This is a genomic window from Brachybacterium nesterenkovii (assembly GCF_900163655.1).
Classification (GTDB): domain Bacteria; phylum Actinomycetota; class Actinomycetes; order Actinomycetales; family Dermabacteraceae; genus Brachybacterium; species Brachybacterium nesterenkovii.
Map to the genome: position 1 here is coordinate 99,339 of NZ_FWFG01000099.1, position 19,163 is coordinate 118,501.

Annotated in this window: 20 protein-coding genes; 13 read left to right on the forward strand and 7 right to left on the reverse strand. The window is 73.6% G+C overall.

The annotated features are described in order from the left end of the window. Positions 1 to 2 precede the first annotated feature (2 nt). Positions 3 to 1,004, reverse strand: coding sequence for a hypothetical protein (locus FM110_RS14320; protein WP_200810232.1), 1,002 nt, complete (start codon positions 1,002 to 1,004; stop codon positions 3 to 5). 250 nt (positions 1,005 to 1,254) lie between these two features. Between FM110_RS14320 and FM110_RS11490 the strand changes: the two genes are divergently transcribed. The 6 genes from FM110_RS11490 to FM110_RS11515 all read left to right on the forward strand — a co-directional run bounded on the left by FM110_RS11490 (position 1,255) and on the right by FM110_RS11515 (position 6,819). Beyond that, positions 1,255 to 1,920 carry a GntR family transcriptional regulator gene (locus tag FM110_RS11490; RefSeq protein WP_087104888.1) on the forward strand — a complete coding sequence of 222 codons (666 nt, stop codon included), beginning with the start codon at positions 1,255 to 1,257 and terminating at the stop codon, positions 1,918 to 1,920. Next, positions 1,917 to 3,224, forward strand: coding sequence for an MFS transporter (locus FM110_RS11495; protein ID WP_087104889.1), 1,308 nt, complete (start codon positions 1,917 to 1,919; stop codon positions 3,222 to 3,224). Before FM110_RS11490 ends, FM110_RS11495 begins: the two co-directional genes overlap by 4 nt. A gap of 362 nt (positions 3,225 to 3,586) precedes the next feature. After that, positions 3,587 to 4,318, forward strand: a complete 732-nt coding sequence (locus tag FM110_RS11500) for a hypothetical protein (RefSeq protein ID WP_143276379.1) — start codon at positions 3,587 to 3,589, stop codon at positions 4,316 to 4,318. Between the two features lie 98 nt (positions 4,319 to 4,416). After that, a complete protein-coding gene (locus FM110_RS11505) occupies positions 4,417 to 5,043 on the forward strand; it encodes a biotin transporter BioY (RefSeq protein WP_087104891.1) in 627 nt (208 codons plus the stop codon). Positions 5,044 to 5,048: 5 nt separating this feature from the next. Then, positions 5,049 to 6,104, forward strand: coding sequence for an NYN domain-containing protein (locus FM110_RS11510; protein ID WP_087104892.1), 1,056 nt, complete (start codon positions 5,049 to 5,051; stop codon positions 6,102 to 6,104). A 244-nt stretch (positions 6,105 to 6,348) separates the two neighbouring features. Further along, positions 6,349 to 6,819: a VOC family protein gene (locus FM110_RS11515; RefSeq protein WP_087104893.1), complete on the forward strand. Its 471-nt coding sequence runs from the start codon at positions 6,349 to 6,351 to the stop codon at positions 6,817 to 6,819. Positions 6,820 to 6,867: 48 nt separating this feature from the next. Here the strand turns inward: FM110_RS11515 and FM110_RS11520 are convergent, their stop codons facing one another. From FM110_RS11520 to FM110_RS11530, 3 genes are all read right to left on the reverse strand, one after another. Beyond that, positions 6,868 to 7,734 carry an RCC1 domain-containing protein gene (locus FM110_RS11520; protein WP_087104894.1) on the reverse strand — a complete coding sequence of 289 codons (867 nt, stop codon included), beginning with the start codon at positions 7,732 to 7,734 and terminating at the stop codon, positions 6,868 to 6,870. Between the two features lie 151 nt (positions 7,735 to 7,885). Then, positions 7,886 to 8,665, reverse strand: a complete 780-nt coding sequence (locus FM110_RS11525; protein WP_087104915.1) for a TrmH family RNA methyltransferase — start codon at positions 8,663 to 8,665, stop codon at positions 7,886 to 7,888. Between the two features lie 69 nt (positions 8,666 to 8,734). Beyond that, complete coding sequence (locus FM110_RS11530; RefSeq protein WP_087104895.1) at positions 8,735 to 9,526, reverse strand: ABC transporter ATP-binding protein; 792 nt, start codon at positions 9,524 to 9,526, stop codon at positions 8,735 to 8,737. 137 nt (positions 9,527 to 9,663) lie between these two features. On the opposite strand from FM110_RS11530, the gene FM110_RS11535 reads away from it, so the two are divergent. Further along, positions 9,664 to 11,217, forward strand: coding sequence for an RNB domain-containing ribonuclease (locus tag FM110_RS11535; RefSeq protein ID WP_087104896.1), 1,554 nt, complete (start codon positions 9,664 to 9,666; stop codon positions 11,215 to 11,217). Between the two features lie 8 nt (positions 11,218 to 11,225). Then, positions 11,226 to 12,044: a hypothetical protein gene (locus FM110_RS11540; protein ID WP_234992366.1), complete on the forward strand. Its 819-nt coding sequence runs from the start codon at positions 11,226 to 11,228 to the stop codon at positions 12,042 to 12,044. 20 nt (positions 12,045 to 12,064) lie between these two features. On the opposite strand, the gene glgA is transcribed toward FM110_RS11540, so the two are convergent. After that, on the reverse strand, positions 12,065 to 13,270 hold the full coding sequence (gene glgA, locus FM110_RS11545) for a glycogen synthase (RefSeq protein ID WP_087104897.1): 1,206 nt from the start codon (positions 13,268 to 13,270) through the stop codon (positions 12,065 to 12,067). A gap of 97 nt (positions 13,271 to 13,367) precedes the next feature. Here glgA and glgC point away from each other — a divergent pair, with 97 nt between their 5' ends. Together glgC and serB are read left to right on the forward strand one after the other, a co-directional pair. Beyond that, on the forward strand, positions 13,368 to 14,612 hold the full coding sequence (gene glgC / locus FM110_RS11550) for a glucose-1-phosphate adenylyltransferase (RefSeq protein ID WP_087104898.1): 1,245 nt from the start codon (positions 13,368 to 13,370) through the stop codon (positions 14,610 to 14,612). Continuing rightward, a complete protein-coding gene (gene serB / locus FM110_RS11555; RefSeq protein WP_087104899.1) occupies positions 14,609 to 15,298 on the forward strand; it encodes a phosphoserine phosphatase SerB in 690 nt (229 codons plus the stop codon). Before glgC ends, serB begins: the two co-directional genes overlap by 4 nt. Before the next feature lie 64 nt (positions 15,299 to 15,362). Here the strand turns inward: serB and sixA are convergent, their stop codons facing one another. Then, complete coding sequence (sixA, locus tag FM110_RS11560; protein ID WP_087104900.1) at positions 15,363 to 15,887, reverse strand: phosphohistidine phosphatase SixA; 525 nt, start codon at positions 15,885 to 15,887, stop codon at positions 15,363 to 15,365. Positions 15,888 to 15,891: 4 nt separating this feature from the next. Then, on the reverse strand, positions 15,892 to 16,617 hold the full coding sequence (locus tag FM110_RS11565; protein WP_087104901.1) for a beta-ketoacyl-ACP reductase: 726 nt from the start codon (positions 16,615 to 16,617) through the stop codon (positions 15,892 to 15,894). 212 nt (positions 16,618 to 16,829) lie between these two features. Here FM110_RS11565 and FM110_RS11570 point away from each other — a divergent pair, with 212 nt between their 5' ends. The 3 genes from FM110_RS11570 to FM110_RS11580 form a co-directional block, all read left to right on the forward strand. Continuing rightward, positions 16,830 to 18,266, forward strand: a complete 1,437-nt coding sequence (locus FM110_RS11570; protein WP_087104902.1) for a hypothetical protein — start codon at positions 16,830 to 16,832, stop codon at positions 18,264 to 18,266. Further along, complete coding sequence (locus FM110_RS11575; protein WP_200810234.1) at positions 18,263 to 18,778, forward strand: hypothetical protein; 516 nt, start codon at positions 18,263 to 18,265, stop codon at positions 18,776 to 18,778. The genes FM110_RS11570 and FM110_RS11575 overlap by 4 nt, the downstream gene beginning before the upstream one ends. After that, positions 18,775 to 19,163, forward strand: a 389-nt coding sequence (locus FM110_RS11580) for a DUF3099 domain-containing protein (protein ID WP_143276380.1), incomplete at its 3' end; no start/stop codon positions are given. The genes FM110_RS11575 and FM110_RS11580, both read left to right, overlap by 4 nt.

A 19,163-nucleotide genomic window follows, 5' to 3' on the forward strand; every position in this document is an offset into this window, starting at 1 on the left:
CATCAGCCGGCCCTCCGCACGACCTGCAGGGCGGCCGGAGGTGCGATGCCGGAGCGCTCTGCGGCGCCGACCGCGGTCCGGGCCCCGTCGGACAGGGCGCCGATCATGCCCCGCACCTCGGGCAGCAGGACCTGCGCCTCCTGGCTCCCGGCGATCCCGCGCCCCTGCGCCGTGACGTCCGCGCGGCGTCGGCGCAGGCGCCCGGAGCCGGTCCCGAGCCCGTCCCAGCTGCGCGCCGTCGCGGTCAGGTGCAGATCGGCCCGGCCGGGAGGATCGGCGGCGAGGATCAGGGCGTCCCGGGTGCGGGCGCGCCCGGTGAGGCTGCGCCACAGGGCCGGGGTCAGTCCCAGGCGGGGGCCCAGGACCACGATCCCCACGCCGTCCACGAGGGCGGAGAGCACCTGGGCGGTCTGCTCGGCGGCATCGGGCACGATTGCGAGGCGGCAGGGGTCCAGGCCGGCGTCGAGCACCGCGCGCAGGCCGAGGTCGGGCAGACCGGCGATCGCGCACCAGGCATCGTCTCCCGCGGCGGCGGTCGCGAGCGCGAGCAGCAGGGAGGTGCCCGCGCTCCCGGCGACGGCGACGGAGCTGCCGGCGCGCAGCGAGCCGTGCGGGATCAGCGGCTCGAGCGGGGCGGGCACGGGGCGCCGCTCCCCCGCCGTCTCGACGGCGCGTTCCTCGCGCGAGGGCCGGGGGGACGAGGAGCGACGGAGAGGGGCGGGCGGGGCGGGCACGAGCCCCGTCGGCCCGCCTCGGCCCTCGTCCGCGCCCGGAGCAGCCGACCCGTTCAGCATCTCGTCCCCACGCGGCGCTCTCTCGGCGTCCATCGCCTCAGGGCCGTGCTCGCTCCCGGGATCATCCGGTTCGCCGACGGACCGCAGTGCGGTGCGGTCGATGCGCCCGCCCCAGCGGGAGGCGCGCCGCTCCGCCTCGCCGAGCGTCCGGCGGGCCCGGGCGAGGCGGTCCTGCGCGGTCTCGGCCCGCACCTGCGGCACGCTCGTCATGTCTCTCCTCCTTCCACCGCTCCGGCCTCGACGCCCTGCCGTTCCGAACAGGCGTTCGAACTCGTGTTCGAACTCTACGCCGGGTCATCGAGGCTCCGTCAAGCGGTGTCGATCGATATCTCGAACACCTGTGCGACAAGAGTGACGGAGGGGTCCGACGAACGAAGGCGCCGCCGTGCATCGACGGGGATCGCGCGAGATCGCGCACATGGATTCGGGCGCGACGATGCCTTGGATGCAACATGTATCTATGCCTTCAAGCGCCCTCTCCCCCGCGTCCCCGCCCGTCTCCGCCGCCGACCGCGCGCACCGGTACGTCCGGGAGCGGATCCTCAGCGGCGAGATCGCCGGCGCCGCGATGATCACCGAGGGCGAGATCGCCGAGGCCGCGGGCGTGAGCCGCACCCCCGTGCGCGAGGCCTTCCTGCGCCTGCAGGCCGAGGGGCTGCTCGCGCTGCACCCCAAGCGCGGAGCGCTCGTCCAGCCCATCGCCCCGGGCGAGGCCGACGACGTCTTCGAGCTGCGCGAGCTCATCGAGGCCCACGCCGCCCGGCGCATCGCCGCGCGCCCCGCCGTCGAGCGCACCGCCCTCGTCGCAGACCTCCGCCCGCTCGTCGCCGAGCAGTCCGCCGCGGTCGCCGCCGACGACCTCCCCGCCTACGCGATCCTCGACGCCCGGATGCACCAGGGGATCATCGATGCGGGCGGCAACGCTCTGATCGGAGAGATCGGCCGCACGGTCCGCGACCGCCAGGTGCGCCTGACCGCCGGGACGGTCCGTCGCTCGCCCGCCCGCGCCCGCGCCTTCATCGCCGAGCACGCTCGGCTCCTGGACCATCTCGAGGCCGGCGACGCGGCCGCGTACGCCGACGCCCTCGCCCGCCACCTCGCCGGCGCCCGCGAGGTCCTGGCATGAGCGCCGCGCCCGCCGCACCCGCTGCCATCGCGCCAGCGGCCTCCGCCCCGGCACCCGACCGCCGCTCCGCCCCGCCCGTCTCCCCCGCGGCCTGGACCGCGGTCGCCGCCTCCGTGGTCGCGATCGCCTGGGGCGGCAACGAGTTCACCCCGCTGCTGGTCCTGTACCGCCAGGTCTCGGCGCTCTCGCCCGTCGTCGTCGACGGCCTGCTCGCGGCCTACGTGCTGGGGATCATCCCCGCGCTGCTGCTGGGCGGACCCCTCAGCGACCTCTTCGGCCGCCGCCCCCTGCTGCTGCCCGCCGCCCCGCTGAGCTTCGCCGGCTCCCTGCTGCTGGCGCTCGCCCCGACGCACCCGCTGGTGATGGGCATCGGCCGCATCCTGTGCGGCGCGGCGCTCGGGCTCGTCATGGCGGTGGGATCCACCTGGATCACGGAGCTGTCCGATGCCGCGGGGCAGGACGCGAGCGCCGGTCCGCGCCGTGCCTCGCTCTCGCTGACCGCGGGGTTCCTCGTCGGCGCCGCCGTGGCCGCGGGGCTCGCGCAGTTCGCCCCCTGGCCCACGCATGCGACCTACGCGCTGCACCTGGGGCTCACCGTGATCGCGGGCATCTGGCTGCTGCGCGCGCCGGAGACGCATCCGGATCCGCGCCCCGTCGGCGACGGCGCCCGGGCCCTGCGACGCATCCGACCGGCGACGATCGCCCGGCTGCTCCACGTCCCGGACGCCGCCCATCGCCGCTTCCTGCGCGTGGTCGTCCCGGTCGCGCCCTGGGTGTTCGGCTGCGCGGGCGCGGCGTACGCGATCCTGCCCGCCGTGCTGTCCGAGCACGCGGGCCGCTACCCGATCGCGTTCTCCGGGCTCATGACCGTGGTGACGCTCGGCTGCGGCGTCGGCATCCAGGTGGTAGGGCGGCTGATCGACACCCGCCGCTCGGCCCGGGCCTCGGTGATCGCGATGGGGATCGTCGCCGTCGGCGTCGCCCTCGGCGCTCTCGCCTCCCGCACGCTCTCCCTGCCCGTCGGCCTCGCCGCCGCGGCGGTCCTGGGCGTCGGCTACGGGCTCGCGCTCGTGGCCGGGCTCAGCGAGGTCCAGCGGATCGCGCGCCCCGCCTCTCTGGCCTCCCTCACCGCCGTGTACTACTCGATCGCCTACCTGGGCTTCTTCGTGCCGATGATCTTCGCGGCCCTGGCCCCCGCGATCGGGTACGCGAACCTGTTCGCGATCGGCACCGCACTGGCCGTGGCCTGCCTGGTGATCGTCACGCTCGCCTGGTCGGCGCATCTGCCGGGGCCGCGGCGCTGAGGCTCGCCGCACATCAGACGGCGGGCCGGGCGTGTCGGCGCAGGGTCCGGCGCGCGTCATCGGTCGCCAGGAACCGGTGGTCGATCGTCCGCTCACAGCCCGCCGGTGAACCCCCGAGGAACCGCCGACCACGGCCTCATGGCCAGGTCATGACCGGGGCGGACCTGCCACCACTCCCCTGCTAGCGTCCGATGCGACCGCAGGCACGGCATGCAGTGCGATCAGGGGACGGCACCATGCAGGAGTCCAGGGGAACGACGGCGCCGTACGACGGCTCCTCCGCGACAGGGCGCGCAGATCCCGGATATCCTGCGCGCCTCCTCCTGAGCTCCATCGTCGCCGCGCTCCTCGCAGGCGAGGCCATGATCCTGGTCCACGAGCTGTTCCATGCGCTCACGGGCCTCGCGACGGGCGACCGCGGCACATTGCTCCCGGTCGCCTGGATGAGCACTGGCGAGGGCGCCTCGGCGGCGGGCATCGCGGTCACCGCGGCCGGGCCCGTCCTCAGTCTCGTCAGCGGCGCGCTCATGATGATCTGGCAGCCGCTGCGGCACAGGGGCGGCTTCGCTCACCTGCTCTGGATGTGGTTCGCGGCGGTCTCGCTGATGGAGGCGGTCGGCTATCTGGTCATCACTCCGCTGGGCGCGGGCGACACCGCCTCGATCGTCGAGCGCCTCGGGGCACCGCTGTGGGCGGCGCTGGTCATGTGCATCCTGGGCGTCGCCGGGATGTTCGCGACCGCACGCGCCTTCGCGCCCTTCGTCGCGCGCGCCACCGGCTACGAGAAGCGCCCGGCGTGGGCCCTCGCGTTCTGGCCGTGGCTGATCGCAACGCCGGTGTCGATCGGCCTCGCGATCCTCTACCTCCTGCTGAGCCCCCTGAGCCTCGCGCCCGCGGACTCGATCGTCGTATCGATGGGCTCGACCGTGCTGTTCGTCGCGGCGCCGATGTCGTTCCTCTTCAGCCGGAGGGTCGCGTCGACTGCGGAGCGCGAGCCCCTCGTGCTCCCCCGGGCACCGGTCGCGGGCATCGTCGCCCTCGTCGTGCTCGTGGCGCTCAAGCTGGCTCTGACGCAGGGGCTCGCGCTGGGGTGACGCAGGTGTCCGCCCCTGCACGGACGCTGTCCGATGCGAGGTCGCACCGCAGTTCCCGGTACCGTGTCATCGTCCCGAACCCCCGTCGAAGGAGCGAGATGACCGCCTCCGTCCCCGTAGCCCTCCCCGGCCGCCGCCCGGTCCTGGCCGATGCGCTCGTGCGCCGCAGGTCGCTGGCGATCGATGCCGCCCTCGTGCTCACCGGCGCCCTCCTGGTGGCGCTGCTGGCCCAGGTCGAGATCCCCTTGCCGATCGTCCCGATCACGGGGCAGACCCTCGGGGTGCTCGTCGTCGGCGCCGCCCTGGGCTCTCGCCGCGGCGCCGCGGCCCTGACGACGTACATGCTCGCGGGCCTCGCGGGCGCTCCCGTGTTCGCGGGCTTCACCGGCTCCCTCGCCGCGGTCGCGACGCCCAGCTTCGGCTTCATCCTCGGCTTCATCCCGGCAGCGTTCCTCGCGGGCTGGTTCGCCGAGCGCGCCTGGGACCGCCGCCCCTACCTGGCGATGGTCGGCTTCGTCGCCGCGAGCGTCGTGCCCTTCCTCGTGGGCGTGCCGTACATGGCCTGCATCCTCAACGTCGTGATGGGCACGGGCATGGACCTGCCCGCCATCGTGTCGGTGGGCGTGACGCCGTTCATCGCCGGCGGCCTGGTCAAGGCGGCGATCGCCGCGGTCCTCATCCCCGTCGCCTGGCGCGCCGTGCGCCGCGTCGACGAGGAGCGCTGAGCCCCGTGGCGGAGACCCCGGATCCCCGGGTCGCGGTCTACCTGGACTTCGACAACATCGTCATGTCCTGGTACGACAGCGTCCACGGCCGCAACGCCTACAGCCGCGACCGGCAGCGGATCGCCCAGGACATCACCGATCCGGAGATCGCCGAGCGCCTCGCGGCGGCGACCGTCGACGTGGGCGCGATCATCGACTACGCGGCGTCGTTCGGCTCGCTCATGCTCACCCGCGCCTACGCGGACTGGTCCGTCCCGGTCAACGCCGAGTACCGCAGCCAGCTGGTGGCGCGCGCCGTGGACCTCGTGCAGCTGTTCCCGGCGGCGGCGTACGCGAAGAACGGCGCCGATATCCGCCTGGCCGTCGACACGGTCGAGGATATGTTCCGCATCCCCGATCTCACGCATGTGGTGATCGTCGCGGGCGATTCGGACTACGTGCCGCTGGCCCAGCGCTGTCGGCGCCTCGGCCGCTACGTGATCGGCATGGGGGTGGCGGGCTCGACCGCGAAGTCGCTCGCCGCGGCGTGCGACGAGTTCGAGGCCTACGACCAGCTGCCCGGCATCTCCCGCCCCGACGCCTCCGCGACGTCCTCCCGCTCCCGCCGGGGGCGCGCCAGCGCGGACGGCGCGGCGGCTGGGAAGGGCGACGAGGGCGACGCCGATGAGGGCCAGGCCGACGAGGGCTCGAGCGGCTCCAGCGGCAAGGGGAAGGGCCCCGCAGCGAAGCGGTCCGGCGCCAAGGCCCGCGGCACCCAGGGGTCGCCAGCGGGCGAGGCCGCTGCCGACGGCGATGCCGCTGCCCCCGAGGTCGAGGAGACCCCGGAGGATCTGCACGAGACCGCCCGCAGTCTCCTGCGACGCGCCCTGCAGCTGGGCGACCGCGGCGACGGCGAGTGGCTGCACTCCTCCGCGGTCAAAACGCACATGCGCCGCATGGACCCGTCGTTCCGGGAGAAGGCGCTGGGCTGCAAGTCCTTCTCGGACTTCCTCAAGGCGAACTCCGACATCGCGGAGCTCTCGGAGACCGGCCATGAGCGCCTCGTGCGCGCCGTCGACTGACGAGCGCTCGATCGCATCCACGAGCCCGGTCCGCCGCGTGCGGGCCGGGCTCGTCCTGATGAGGGAGGATCCCGCGCCGTGACGTCTCGCCTGGGCTTCGGACTGCTGCTCCTCACCAGTGGAGCGGGACGACGGGTCCCGTCCGCCTGACCGCGCGCCGACTGCCGCCCGGCCCCCGAACGCTCTACGGTGCGAAGCAGCACGTGTGCACGCCGCCCCCGAACGCTCCTGGAAGGAGCCCGCCATGTCCTCCTGCCGCACCTGCCTGTCCCTCCCCCGCGACGACGCCCGCGCCGTAGCCGAGCTGTGGACCTCGCTGGCTCCCGACTCGAGTATCGACCAGGTCGTCGAGCTCGAGGGCCAGGGGGATCCGGTCCTCATCGACCTCACGATCGCCGGGACCTCGTACCAGATCCTCGGGGCGGGCGGGATGGGCGAGCCGACGATGGCCACGTCGTTCTCCCTCACGGTCCCCGATCAGGAGTCCCTCGACCGCTTCTGGGACGGCCTCCTCGCCGCGGGCGGCGCCGAGCTCGAGTGCGCGTGGATCCGGGACCCCTACGGCTTCTTCTGGCAGGTGGTCCCGCAGGTGTTCGTCGACGCCACGGGCGATCCCGACCCGGCCGTCCGCCAGGCCGCGGTCGAGACCATCTGGACGCAGCGGCGCGTGGATGCCGCGGCGGTCGAGCGGGCCGTGGAGGCCGCGCGGGGCTGAGCGGGTGTACGCGGGGACACCGCGCCGCGCCCGTCGCCCGCCTCGGCCTCACCCTGTCGCAGTCCGGCCTATCCCGTTCCAGTCCTGCACGGCGCAGCGCCCGTCCTCGGTGCACCCGGCGGCCAGGACGGTCCCGTCGGTGCGCAGGCCGAGGGTGTGGAGCGAGCCGGCCGCGACGGCGACGATGTCCGTCCACTCCTGGACCTCGCAGTGCCCGTGGCTGTCCGAACCGGCCGCGAGGACGGTGCCCCTGCGCGTCACTCCCACGCTGTGGTGGCTGCCCGCGGACACCTGGACGACGTCCCTCCACTCCCGCGTCGCGCAGGCCCCGTCGCCCGCACCACCTGCGGCCAGGACGCGTCCGTCGGCGGTGAGACCGAGGGAGTGCAGATACCCCGCGGACACGCCCACCAGGTCCCGCCAGGCACCGACGCGCAGCTGACCGGCACGATCGTTCCCGATCGCCACAGCACGGCCCTCGGCGGTGAGACCGATGCTGTGCCAGTCGCCGCAGGCCACCGCCGCGATACCGCGCCAGTCCTCGACGCGCGTCTGCCCCTCCGTGCCGCGTCCGGCGGCCACCACGGTGCCGTCGGAGCGGAGGCCGAGGGTGAAGCGCCACCCGGCGGCGACGGCCGTGATGCCCTGCCATTCGTGGACGTCGCACTGGCCCTGGGCGTTCCAACCGGCGGCCGCGACCGTCCCATCGGCCCGCAGCCCGATGGTGTGCGACTTCCCCGTGTCGCGGAACGTATGGACGTTGCCCGCGGCGACCGCGACGATCTCGCGCCACGTCTGAACGCGGCATTCCCCGGCGCCGTCATGCCCGGCCGCGACGACGGAGCCGTCGCCGCGCAGGCCCACCGAATGTCGGCGGGCGGCGGCGACCGCACCCGTGGTGCTCCGGCAATCCATGGATGACATGAGGTGAGAGTGGCACACGGTCAGGCGTTGCACAGGGGCTCACCGACCTCCGGCGTCCCGAATCTGCATCGAGACGGCATGCGCCCCGCAATATCCGAGGCGCCTACCGTGTCCCTGCAGATTCGGGACGGCGAGGCACTGCTCAGGCGCGTCCCGGCTCCCGCCGCTCCCCCGCGCGCAGCCGCCGCTGCCAGAACACGACGGCGCTGGCCGCCGCGACGTTCAGCGAGTCCACTCCGCCGCTCATGGGGATGATGACGTGCTGGTCGACGGCGCGCAGCGTCGCGTCCGTCAGCCCGTGCCCCTCGGCGCCGAGCACGAGGGCGACCTTCCGCTCGGGCCCGAGCTCGGCCTCGTCCAGCGCGACGGCCTGCTCGGACAGGGCGAGGGCGAGGACGTCGAAGCCGGCATCGTGCAGGACGTCGATCCCTTGCGGCCATGCCCCGAGGCGGGTCCAGGGCACCTGGAACACGGTCCCCATGGACACGCGGATCGAGCGCCGGTACAGCGGATCCGCGCACCGGGGCGTCACGAGCACGGCGTCGACGTCGAGCGCCGCGGCCGAGCGGAACATCGCGCCCACGTTCGTGTGGTCCACGATGTCCTCGAGCACGGCCACGGTCCGCGCCCCCGCGAGCACCTCCTCCACGGCGGGCAGTGCCGGCCGCTGCATGGCAGCGAGCGCCCCGCGATGCAGGTGGAAGCCGGTGAGCTCCTCGAGCAGGGCCTCCTCGCCCACGAACACGGGCACCTCGCCAAAGCGCTCGAACTGCGGGGCGAAGCGCTCCAGCCACTTCTCGCTCATGAGGAAGGAGCGGGGGACGCAGCCGGCCTCGAGGGCGCGCTCGATGACGTTGTAGCTCTCGGCCATGAACAGGCCGCGCTCGACCTCCAGCGTCGAGCGCAGGCGCACGTCGGTCATGCGCAGGTAGTCGTCCAGCCGCGGATCGTCCGCGGAGGTGATGCGCTCGATCACGCGGGTGCGCCCCGCTCAGCCGAGCTGGACGGCGCGGGCGGTGAAGCGCTCCCCGTGCTGCTCGACCATGAGCGGCAGGCCGAACGTGCGGGTCAGGTTCTGCGAGGTGAGCGTCTGGCCGATGGGACCTGCCGCGACGATCGTCCCGGCCCGCAGCAGCAGCGCGTGCGTGAAGCCGGGCGGGATCTCCTCGACGTGGTGGGTGACCATGACGGTCACGGGCGTCGCCGGATCCTTCGCGAGGATGGACAGCGAGCGGACGAGCTCCTCGCGCCCGCCGAGGTCCAGGCCGGAGGCGGGCTCGTCGAGCAGCAGCAGCTCGGGGTCGGTCATGAGCGCACGGGCGGACAGCACGCGCTTGCGCTCGCCGGTCGAGAGCGTCGCGAACGAGCGCTCGGCGAGGTCGTCGACGCCGAACGCGGCCAGCAGCTCGCGGGCGCGGTCGAGGTCTATCTCGTCGTACTCCTCGCGCCAGCGGCCGGTCACGCCGTAGCCGGCGGTGACGACGACGTCGATGGCCTTCTCCGTCTCGGGGATGGTCTCGGCGAGCTCCTGGCTGGCGAGGCCGATGAGGGGGCGCAGCTCGAACACGTCGGTGCGGCCCAGGCGCTCGCCGAGGATGTCGACGCTGCCCGACGTCGGGTGCAGGCGCGCGGCCAGGAGGCGGAGCATCGTGGACTTGCCGGCGCCGTTGGGGCCCAGCACCACCCACCGCTCCCCCTCGGAGACCTCGACGTCGACGTGGTCGAGGAGATTGCGTCCGGAGCGGCGGACGACGACATCGTGGAGTGCGGCTGCAGAGGGCATGCTCCGAGCCTAACGCCGTTCACCGCCCGTCCCGCTCCCGGCGCGCGCCGTGCATGCTCGTGTGTCGGACGCCCCTCCTAGACTGGCCGCAGCCTCGGGGCCCGCGCGCCCCGGCATCCGCCGACCAGGAGGAATCCGTGGCCCTGCACCCCGTCTCCCTGCATCCCCGTGACGGCTCGATCGCGGCCGACGAGCTGCGTCACCTGCTCGATGCCCTCGTGGAGCGGAGCGAGGTGCCCGTCGAGTTCCCCGCGGAGGTCCTCGCCGCCGCCGAGGCCGCGGCCGCCGGGGCAGGCGCTGCCGGGCCGATCACTGCCGAGCACGCTGATCGCACCGACGTCGAGTTCGTGACCCTTGATCCGGCGTCGTCCACGGATCTCGACCAGGCGATGCACCTCTCCCGCGAGGGCGACGGGTACCGAGTGCTGTACGCGATCGCGGATGTGCCGTCGTTCGTCGAGCTGGACGGGCCGATCGACGCGGAGACCCGCCGCCGCGGCGAGACGGTCTACCTGCCCGACCGCCGCATCTCGCTGCACCCGGAGATGCTGTCCGAGGGCGTCGCCTCGATCCTCCCGGAGCAGGACACCCCGGCGTTCGTGTGGACCTTCGCGCTCGATGCGACGGGCGCCGTCACCGGCACGACGCTCGAGCGCGCCCTCGTCCGCTCCCGCGCCAAGCTCGCCTATGACGCGGTGCAGGCCGATCTCGACGCCGGCACGGGACTGGAGATGATGCAGCTGCTGCTGGAGATCGGGGCGAAGCGGCGCGAGCTCGAGGCCCAGCGCCGGGGCGCGAGCCTGAACCTGCCCGAGCAGGAGGTCTTCGCCGACGGGGAGGCGCTGCGGCTGCAGTGGCGCACTCCCCTGCCGATCGAGGACGCCAACGCGCAGATCTCGCTGATGACCGGGATGGAGGCCGCCCGCATCATGATCGAGGGCGGGGCCGGGATCCTGCGGACGATGCCCGCGGCCGACGAGGGGTCGATCCGGGACCTGCGCCGCAAGGCCGCGGCCCTGGGCCAGCCCTGGCCCGAGGACATGGTCTACGGGGACTTCCTGCGCACCCTCCACTGGTCCGAGCCGCGGCACCTCGCGCTCCTGAACCAGGCGGCCAAGCTGTTCCGCGGCGCCTCGTATCTGGCGTTCACGAGCCCCGCCGAGCTCCCCGCGGATCCGGCGGAGCAGGTGCAGGCGGCGATCGGCGCCCCCTACGCGCACACGACCGCGCCGCTGCGCCGCCTCGTGGATCGCTTCGTCCTGCTGACCTGCCACCATCTGCTCGGCGGGGACGACCTCCCCGATGCCCTGCGCACCGCCCTGCCGCTCATCCCGCAGGTGATGCAGGAGACCGGCAGCCGGGCCGGGGCGATCGAACGGCAGGCCATCGACATCGTCGAGGCCCTGGCCCTGCGCTCCTCGATCGGCTCCGAGCTCGAGGCGACAGTGCTGACGTCCTCAGACGGGAAGGCCCAGCTGCAGCTCTTAGAGCCGCCCGTGACCGTGCGCGCCGCCGTGCCCGGCAAGCCCGGCGACGTCGTCCGGGTGCGGGTGGAGTCCGTGGATCCGGCGGCGGGGAAGGTCCAGATCGTCCCCGCCGCCGGACGACCGGCCGCGGATGAGGGCCGCACCGAGACGGCCGAGGTCGACGAGGTGCAGGCCTCCGCCCCCGGGCAGCCCGCCGCATCGTGAACGATCCCTTGTCCGCGACGTCCGCCGTTGCTCGCGGGACGGAGCGCGCCGGGGAGCGCGACCTCGTCCCCCTGCCGCGGGCGCTCGCCCTGTGCCTGTGGACGGGCGCCTACCTGCGCGGGGACTGCGGCCCCGACGATGCGGTGCAGGGTGCGCACGGCACCGGCCACCGCCACGTGGAGCACCTCGACCTCGACCTGTTCGACTGGATGACCGCCGTGCGGCGCCTCCCCCTCGTCGCCGTGCGGCCCGTCCTGCCCGCACCCGGTCGCATCGCCGGTCTCGTCGGCCCGCCCGCCGCGATCGCCGCGGCCCTGGCGGCCGAGCAGGCGCTCGTCGTCACCGCCGGCGGCATCGCCGACAGCACGCTCATCCCCGCCGCCGAGACGATCGGCTCGCCGGGCGAGGAGGGGCTCATAGCGCGCTGGGCATCGCATCCCGCACCGCCCGGGGCCCCGATGCCCCCTCCGCCCACGGACGGCGCCCGCTCGCGCTTCCTGCGCGCCCTGCAGCAGGCGGCCCGCAGCACGGCGCGGCTCGACCTGGTGCCCGACGAGCCGATCCCGCTCGCCCACCTGCCCGAGGGCTGGACGGCGATCGCCCTGCCGCCGCGGACCGATCCGCAGGCCGGGCACCTGCTCCTGCTGGCCGCGCGGACGCTGCTGCTGTCCGGGGCCGAGCTCGCGGCCGCCGATCCCGTCGGCTCCGCACGCACCGGCACCCCGGGCCTGGCCGCGCAGACCTCGCGCACGGCGCTCCTGCGCGAGCTGCGCGACGCGGCCCGCGAGGCCCTCGTCGACGCGGTGGGGACGCTGTCAGCGCCCTGATCGCTCAGCACCCTGAGCGCTCAGCGCGCAGCGGCCTCCCGCTGCTCGATCACGGAGCGGTAGACCTCGAGCGTGCGCTCTCCGATCGACTCCCAGGAGAAGTGCTCGGCGGCGCGCTCGCGGGACGCCCGGCCCATGGCGGCGGCGCGCTCGGGATCCGACACCATGTTCGTGAGCGCCGCGGCCATGTCGGCGATGAAGCGATCGGGGTCCGTCGGCGTGCCGGTCCCGTCGTCGAGCTGATCGAGCTCGACGAGGAAGCCGGTCTCGCCGTCCACCACCACCTCCGGGATCCCGCCGGTGGCCGAGGCGACCACGGGCGTGCCGCAGGCCATGGCCTCGAGGTTCACGATGCCGAGGGGCTCGTAGACGCTCGGGCACACGAAGGTCGTGGCGTGCGTGAGGATCTGCGTGAGCTCGTGGCGCGGCAGCATCTCGGAGATCAGGTGCACGCCGGAGCGGGTGGCCTGCAGCTCGGCGACGAGCCCGGACACCTCCGCGGCGATCTCGGGGGTGTCGGGGGCCCCGGCGCACAGGACCACCTGCACGCCCTCGGGGAGCTCCCGGACGGCGCGGAGGAAGTACGGCAACCCCTTCTGGCGGGTGATGCGCCCGACGAACACGATCGTCGGGGCCTGCGGGTCGATGCCGAGGCGCTCGAGCGCGCTCGTATCGGGGTTCGCCGCCCAGGCCTCGACGTCGATCCCGTTGTGGACCACGTGGACCCGGGCGGGGTCGACCGCCGGGTAGGAGCGCAGGATGTCCTCGCGCATCCCGGCGGAGACCGCGATGATCCCGGCCGCCCCCTCGTAGGCGGTGCGCTCGGCGAAGGAGCTGAGGCGGTAGCCGCCGCCCAGCTGCTCGGCCTTCCAGGGGCGCAGCGGCTCGAGGGAGTGGGCCGACAGCACGTGGGGCACCCCGTGCAGCAGCGAGGCGGTGTGCCCGGCGAAGTTCGCGTACCAGGTGTGGGAGTGCACGAGGTCGGCACCGGCGCAGCCGTCCGCGATCGCGAGATCGGTGCCCAGCGTCTGCAGGGCGGCGTTGGCGTCGGCGAGCTCCGCGGGCGTCGCGTAGGCCGTCACATCCGCCTCGTCGCGGGCGTCGCCGAAGCAGCGCACCTGCACCTCGATGCGCTCGCGCAGCACGCGCGTCAGCTCGGCGACGTGCACCCCCGCGCCTCCGTACACGTCCGGCGGGTACTCCTTGGTCAGCAGGTCGACGCGCATGGCGCTCCTCGTTTCGGTCGGGGTCTTCCCGGCCGGGCACTGGCCCGCGGGACGGACGGGGGTGTGAGCTGTCTTACTCAGGCATTATCCTCGGACCATGCCCACTAAGAAGGTACTCGCCATCGTCCTCGCCGGGGGTGAGGGCAAGCGCCTGATGCACCTCACCCTGGAGCGCGCCAAGCCCGCGGTGCCCTTCGGCGGCATCTACCGGCTGATCGACTTCGCGCTGTCGAACATCGTGAACTCCGGCTACCTCCAGATCGTCGTGCTGACGCAGTACAAGTCGCACTCGCTGGACAAGCACATCGCCCAGACCTGGCGCATGAGCTCCCTGCTGGGGAACTACGTGGCGCCGGTCCCCGCGCAGCAGCGGATGGGCAAGCACTGGTACCTCGGCAGCGCCGACGCGATCTACCAGTCCCTGAACCTCATCGAGGACGAGGCGCCGGACTACGTGGTCGTGGTCGGGGCCGACCACGTCTACCGGATGGACTTCTCCCAGATGCTCGAGGCCCACATCGCCTCGGGCAACGACTGCACGGTCGCCGCGATCCGGCAGCCGATCGACCAGAGCGATCAGTTCGGCGTCATCGAGACCAACCCGGAGGATCCCGAGCGCATCGCGGCGTTCGTGGAGAAGCCGACCCAGACCCCCGGGCTGCCGGATGCGCCGGACCAGATCCTCGCGTCCATGGGCAATTACATCTTCACCGCCGACGCTCTCGTCGAGGCCGTGAGCCGCGACGCCGAGGACCCGGAGTCCGCGCACGACATGGGCGGCGACGTCGTCCCCTATTTCGTCTCCCGCGGCAGCGCCGGCGTCTACGACTTCATCCGCAACGACGTCCCGGGGTCCACGGACCGCGACCGCGACTACTGGCGCGATGTGGGCACGATCGACTCGTTCTACGACGCCCACATGGACCTCATCTCGATCCACCCGGTCTTCAACCTCTACAACGAGCAGTGGCCGGTGTTCGCCGGCGTCCGGAACGTGCCGCCGGCCAAGTTCGTCCATGCCGGCGCGGGGCGCGTGGGCACGGCGGTCGACTCGATCGTCTCCCCGGGCGTCGTCGTCTCGGGAGCCCAGGTCGCCAACTCGGTGCTGTCCCCGGGCGTGAACCTCCACTCGTGGTCCTCGGTCTCGGACTCGGTGCTGATGGACGACGTCATCGTCGGGCGCCACTGCCAGGTGCATCGGGCGATCATCGACAAGGGCGTGGTGATCCCGCCGCGCACGCAGATCGGTCTGAATCCCGATCTCGACCGCAGGCGCGGGTTCACGGTCACGGAGTCGGGCATCACGGTGGTCGGGAAGAACACCGTCATCGATTCCCTGTGACGGTCCGGGAGGCGCCGTCCGCGGACGGCGGCGCGGGGAGCGCGCCCGTCGGCCTGCTGGTCTCCGATGTCGACTCGACCTTCCTCACGCAGGAGGTGATCGAGCTGGTCGCCGACCGTGCGGGCACCCGGGCGCAGGTCCAGGACGTCACCGAGCGGGCGATGCGCGGCGAGCTCGACTTCGCGCAGTCGCTGCACGCGCGCGTCGCCACCCTCGCGGGCCTGTCGGAGGACGTCCTCGCCGACGTCCGAGGGGAGCTGGTCCCGACGCCGGGGGCGATCGAGCTGTTCACCCGCGCCCGCGAGGCCGGCTGGGTCACCGCGCTCGTCTCGGGCGGCTTCCACGAGGTGATCGACCCGCTCGCGCGCAGCGTCGGGGTCTCGCACGTGCTGGCCAATCGCTTCGAGGTCGCTGACGGCCGCCTCACGGGGCGCGTCGCGGGGCCGGTCGTGGACCGGGCGGCGAAGGCGCGGACGCTGCGCGAGCTCGCGCAGCGGCACGGGATCGAGAGGGGCGCCACGGTCGCCATGGGCGACGGGGCCAATGACATCGACATGGTCACGGCCGCGGGGACCGGGATCGCCTTCCGCCCCAAGCCCGCCCTGCGCGAGGTCGCGGACGTGGTCCTCGAGGGACCGAGCCTGCTCGATGCCTGGCCGGTGCTCGAGCGCATCGCCGTCCGCTGACCGACCGGTATGACGGTGCCCGCCGCCCCGAGACCGGGACGACGGGCGCCGAGACCGCCGCGCGTCAGCTGCGGACGATGGTGTGGAGGGTCAGCGAGTCCTCGTCGAGCTCATCCCAGGAGCCGAGCGGACCGGTGAGGACGCACATCGAACCCGTGGAGATGCCGATCCGGGCCTGGGCGAGGGCGCCGGAGTCCGAGTCCTCGTCGGCCAGGAGATGGCCGAGCATCGACATGGCGGGCTCGTGGCCGACGACGAGGACGACGCGGTCCTCGTCCGGGAGCTCCCGGAGAGCCTGGACGGTCTCGTGGGCGCCGCCCTCGTAGAGGCCGTCGACGATGTCGACGCGCGCGTCGAGCTCGGGCATGGCGGAGGCGAGGGCCTCGAAGGTCTGGCGGGTGCGCGCGGCCGGGGAGACGAGCACGCGGGACGGTCGCACGCCCTGGGCGCGGAGGTAGTCGCCGATGAGGCGGGCCTGCTGGCGGCCGCGCTCCGTGAGATCCCGATCGATGTCCTGCTCCCCCATCCCCTCGGCCTTGCCGTGGCGCAGGAGGAGCAGCATGCGACTGTCAGGGTCGGAAGATGACATGGGTTCAGTGTCCCATGCCCAGGCCGCCGTCGACGGGGATCACGGCCCCGGAGACGTAGGCGGCGTCGTCGCTCGCGAGGAAGGCGACCACGCGCGCGACCTCGGACGGATCGGCGAAGCGTCCGGCGGGGATCGCGGAGCGGTACTGCTGCTGGAGGTCCTCGGGCAGCTGCGCGGTCATGTCGGTGTCGATGTATCCCGGGGCCACGACGTTGGCGGTGATGCCGCGGCTGCCGAGCTCGCGGGTCACCGAGCGGGCGATGCCCACGAGGCCGGACTTCGAGGCCGCGTAGTTGACCTGGCCGGGCGAGCCGTAGAGCCCGACGACCGAGGAGATGAGGACGATGCGTCCCTTCTTCTTGCGCATCATGCCCTTGATGGCGCGGCGCACGGTGCGGAACGAGCCCGTGAGGTTGGTGTCGACGACCTTCTCGAAGGACTCGTCGCTCATCCGCAGCAGCAGCTGGTCGTCGGTGATCCCGGCGTTGGCCACGAGGACCTCGACGGGCCCGTGGGCCTTCTCGACCTCGGCGAAGGCGGCATCCAGCGAGGCGGGGTCCGTGATGTCGGCCGCGACCGTGAGCGCGCCCTCGGGCCCGTCGGAGCCCGAGCGGCTGGTGACGGCCACCGCGTCGCCGCGCGCGATGAACTCCTCGGCGATGGCGCGGCCGGTGCCGCGGTTGCCTCCGGTGATGAGAACGCTGCGGGGCTCGGGGGCGGGGAGGTTCATGCGGACGTGCTCCTAGCTGTGTGGACTGCGGCGCACCGGCGCTGCGGCGCCATGGGGAGGACTCCCCATGGCCGGATGCGGCAGGAGCCGGTGCGGACGGTGTGCTCTACGATACGGTCTGGGAACCTCCCACCGCTCAGGCACTCCGTGACGGCAGCCGGTCTCGTCGCGGACCCCGAGCTCACCGCACACCTCACGGGGAGATCGCCGCCATGGCCTACCGCTTCAATCCGCCGCCCAACTGGCCCGTCGACGAGCCCGGATGGACCCCGCCGCCCGGATGGCAGCCGGATCCCTCGTGGGGTCCCGCGCCGGACGGCTGGAACTTCTGGGTGGAGGATGCGGCGGAGCCGTCCGCGTCTGCAGGCCACCCCGCGCAGGACGAGGCCTCCGCACCGGCGGCCGAGGGCGACGCCGCCCTGGCCGCGGGCGCGGATGACGACGAGACCCGCATGGTCTCCACCCAGGACGACCTCCCTGCCGCCGCGCCGACGGGCGACGCGGAGCAGGACGAGACCCGCGTGGTCGATTCCGCCGAGCGCGATGCCGCCGCGGATGTCGCGGGAGATCCCGCCGCGGGGGCGACCGAGGACGCGCCGTCCGCCCCGTCCTTCGGCTCCGAGCCCCAGGCCGCCGCCGATGCGCCCGAGACGGAGGAGTTCCCCGGCCGCGATCTCGACTCCGATCTGCAGACCGCCGCGCCGTACGAGTCCGCGGCTCCGGTCGACCAGCAGACCCCGGCGCCGTCCTATGGATCCTCCCCCGCTGTCGACTCCGGCCAGGCCCCGGCCTACGGCAGCGCCGATCAGCCGGGCTACGCGGCGGACGGCTACGGGCAGAGCCCCTCGAGCTACCCCTCGGCCGACGGCTACGGCTCGGCGAACTCCTACGGCACGGGCGACTACCCGCAGGCCGCATCCCCGGCCGCCTTCGGCTCCCCGGCCGAGCAGGGGTCGTGGCAGGCCGCGCCTGCAGGCGGCGGCCCGGACAAGCCGCAGAAGGGGCTCCTGGCCCGCTTCTGGTGGGTCGGCTGCATCCTGCTGGCCATCCTCGCCCTCATCCTGGGGCTCATCGGCTTCGCGGCCGTCAAGGCGATGGGCGGCAAGGACGACCCGTCGCCGTCGGTCTCCGGCACGACCACCACGGCGCCGACGACCACGGACCCGGCCACCACCGATCCCGCCACGACGGATCCGGCGACGACCGATCCCGCGACCACCCCCGTCGCCCAGCCGACCATCGACCCGGCGGCCGTCGCGCAGCCGGTCCAGAGCTCGCAGGGCAAGGGCACGGTCGCGGTCGAGATGAAGTGGCAGACGGCCGACCAGCTCCCCTCGGAGCACGGCGGCACGATCAGCCCGGGGACCAACCCCGAGTACCTCGTGGTGGTCGCCAAGGTCACCACCGATGAGGGCGAGCTGAACACCAACCCGTTCAACTTCGCGGTCGTGACGCCGTATGGCGGGGCCGTCGACCCGGCCACCGAGACCTTCGGGCTCAAGGACTCCGGCATCGGCATCGGCGACGACTCCGTCACCGCCGGCAATGAGCAGACCATCAGGATGGTCTTCGACATCGCCAAGAACCCCGGCCTGAAGGTCCAGTACGACACCTACGACAACCAGTACTCCTGGGACGTGCCGGTGTGACCAAGGCGTTCAACCCGCCGCCCCACTGGCCGGAGCCGCCCCGCCCGGGGTGGGCTCCGCCCAGCGGCTGGCGGCCCGATCGCTCCTGGGGAGAGGTCCCCTCCGGGTGGCGGCTGTGGAGCGGCGGCTCCGCGGCCGTCCCCGGGCCCGCGCCGCTGGCCGAGTCCGAGGACGTCCCGGCCAGCGGCGTCCCCGTGCTCCGCGTCCGCGACGAGTACCCCGTGTCCGTCGTGCAGCCGGGCGCGCTCACCCGTCATGAGGTGGATGACGATCTCCACGGCTTCGATCCGGAGCCGCCCCGCCGCGAGCGGCCGCGGCTGCGCCTGGCCCTGCGGATCACCGCCGCGCTGCTCGGCCTGCTCGTGACCGCAGCCACCGCCTACCTCTTCGTGCGGCTCGTCGCGTTCGCCCGGGAGGACCTGCCCGCCCAGTCCCTCGCGCCGACCGCCGTGTCCGCCGCCCCGCTCGTCCCGACCTCCGCCGGGGCCGGCGGAGGCGACCGGCCGCTGTGACGCACCTGCTGGGTCCCGGCCCCGCGGGCGCCGGGCATCGGCCCGTCTCCCGGCCCGCTCCCCTGGCCCGCAGCGAGGACGTCGCGCGGCGCCGCCGGGTCTACACGATCCAGATGACCGTCCGCATGGCCTGTTTCCTCGCCATGCCCTTCCTCCCGGGCTGGTGGAAGCTCGCCGCCCTCGTCGGCGCGCTCGTCCTCCCCTACGTCGCGGTGCTCATGGCCAACGACCCGGACCTCGACGGCAGTGCCGAGCGCTCCCGCCCGTGGCGCGACGCCCTGCTGCTCGACGTGCTCGACCGAGCCGTCGGGTCCGAGGCGGATCACGCGGGGCGCCGCCGGGTCTACACGATCCAGATGACCGTCCGCATGGCCTGTTTCCTCGC

What these genes read in the sequence shown, in the direction of transcription:
- FM110_RS14320 (WP_200810232.1), bottom strand. Translation starts at nt 1,004, where the DNA reads ATGACGAGCGTGCCGCAGGTGCGGGCCGAGACCGCGCAGGACCGCCTC.
- FM110_RS11490 (WP_087104888.1), top strand. Translation starts at nt 1,255, where the DNA reads ATGCCTTCAAGCGCCCTCTCCCCCGCGTCCCCGCCCGTCTCCGCCGCC.
- FM110_RS11495 (WP_087104889.1), top strand. Translation starts at nt 1,917, where the DNA reads ATGAGCGCCGCGCCCGCCGCACCCGCTGCCATCGCGCCAGCGGCCTCC.
- FM110_RS11500 (WP_143276379.1), top strand. Translation starts at nt 3,587, where the DNA reads ATGATCCTGGTCCACGAGCTGTTCCATGCGCTCACGGGCCTCGCGACG.
- FM110_RS11505 (WP_087104891.1), top strand. Translation starts at nt 4,417, where the DNA reads ATGACCGCCTCCGTCCCCGTAGCCCTCCCCGGCCGCCGCCCGGTCCTG.
- FM110_RS11515 (WP_087104893.1), top strand. Translation starts at nt 6,349, where the DNA reads ATGTCCTCCTGCCGCACCTGCCTGTCCCTCCCCCGCGACGACGCCCGC.
- FM110_RS11520 (WP_087104894.1), bottom strand. Translation starts at nt 7,734, where the DNA reads ATGGATTGCCGGAGCACCACGGGTGCGGTCGCCGCCGCCCGCCGACAT.
- FM110_RS11525 (WP_087104915.1), bottom strand. Translation starts at nt 8,665, where the DNA reads ATGACCGACGTGCGCCTGCGCTCGACGCTGGAGGTCGAGCGCGGCCTG.
- FM110_RS11530 (WP_087104895.1), bottom strand. Translation starts at nt 9,526, where the DNA reads ATGCCCTCTGCAGCCGCACTCCACGATGTCGTCGTCCGCCGCTCCGGA.
- glgA (WP_087104897.1), bottom strand. Translation starts at nt 13,270, where the DNA reads ATGCGCGTCGACCTGCTGACCAAGGAGTACCCGCCGGACGTGTACGGA.
- glgC (WP_087104898.1), top strand. Translation starts at nt 13,368, where the DNA reads ATGCCCACTAAGAAGGTACTCGCCATCGTCCTCGCCGGGGGTGAGGGC.
- sixA (WP_087104900.1), bottom strand. Translation starts at nt 15,887, where the DNA reads ATGTCATCTTCCGACCCTGACAGTCGCATGCTGCTCCTCCTGCGCCAC.
- FM110_RS11565 (WP_087104901.1), bottom strand. Translation starts at nt 16,617, where the DNA reads ATGAACCTCCCCGCCCCCGAGCCCCGCAGCGTTCTCATCACCGGAGGC.
- FM110_RS11570 (WP_087104902.1), top strand. Translation starts at nt 16,830, where the DNA reads ATGGCCTACCGCTTCAATCCGCCGCCCAACTGGCCCGTCGACGAGCCC.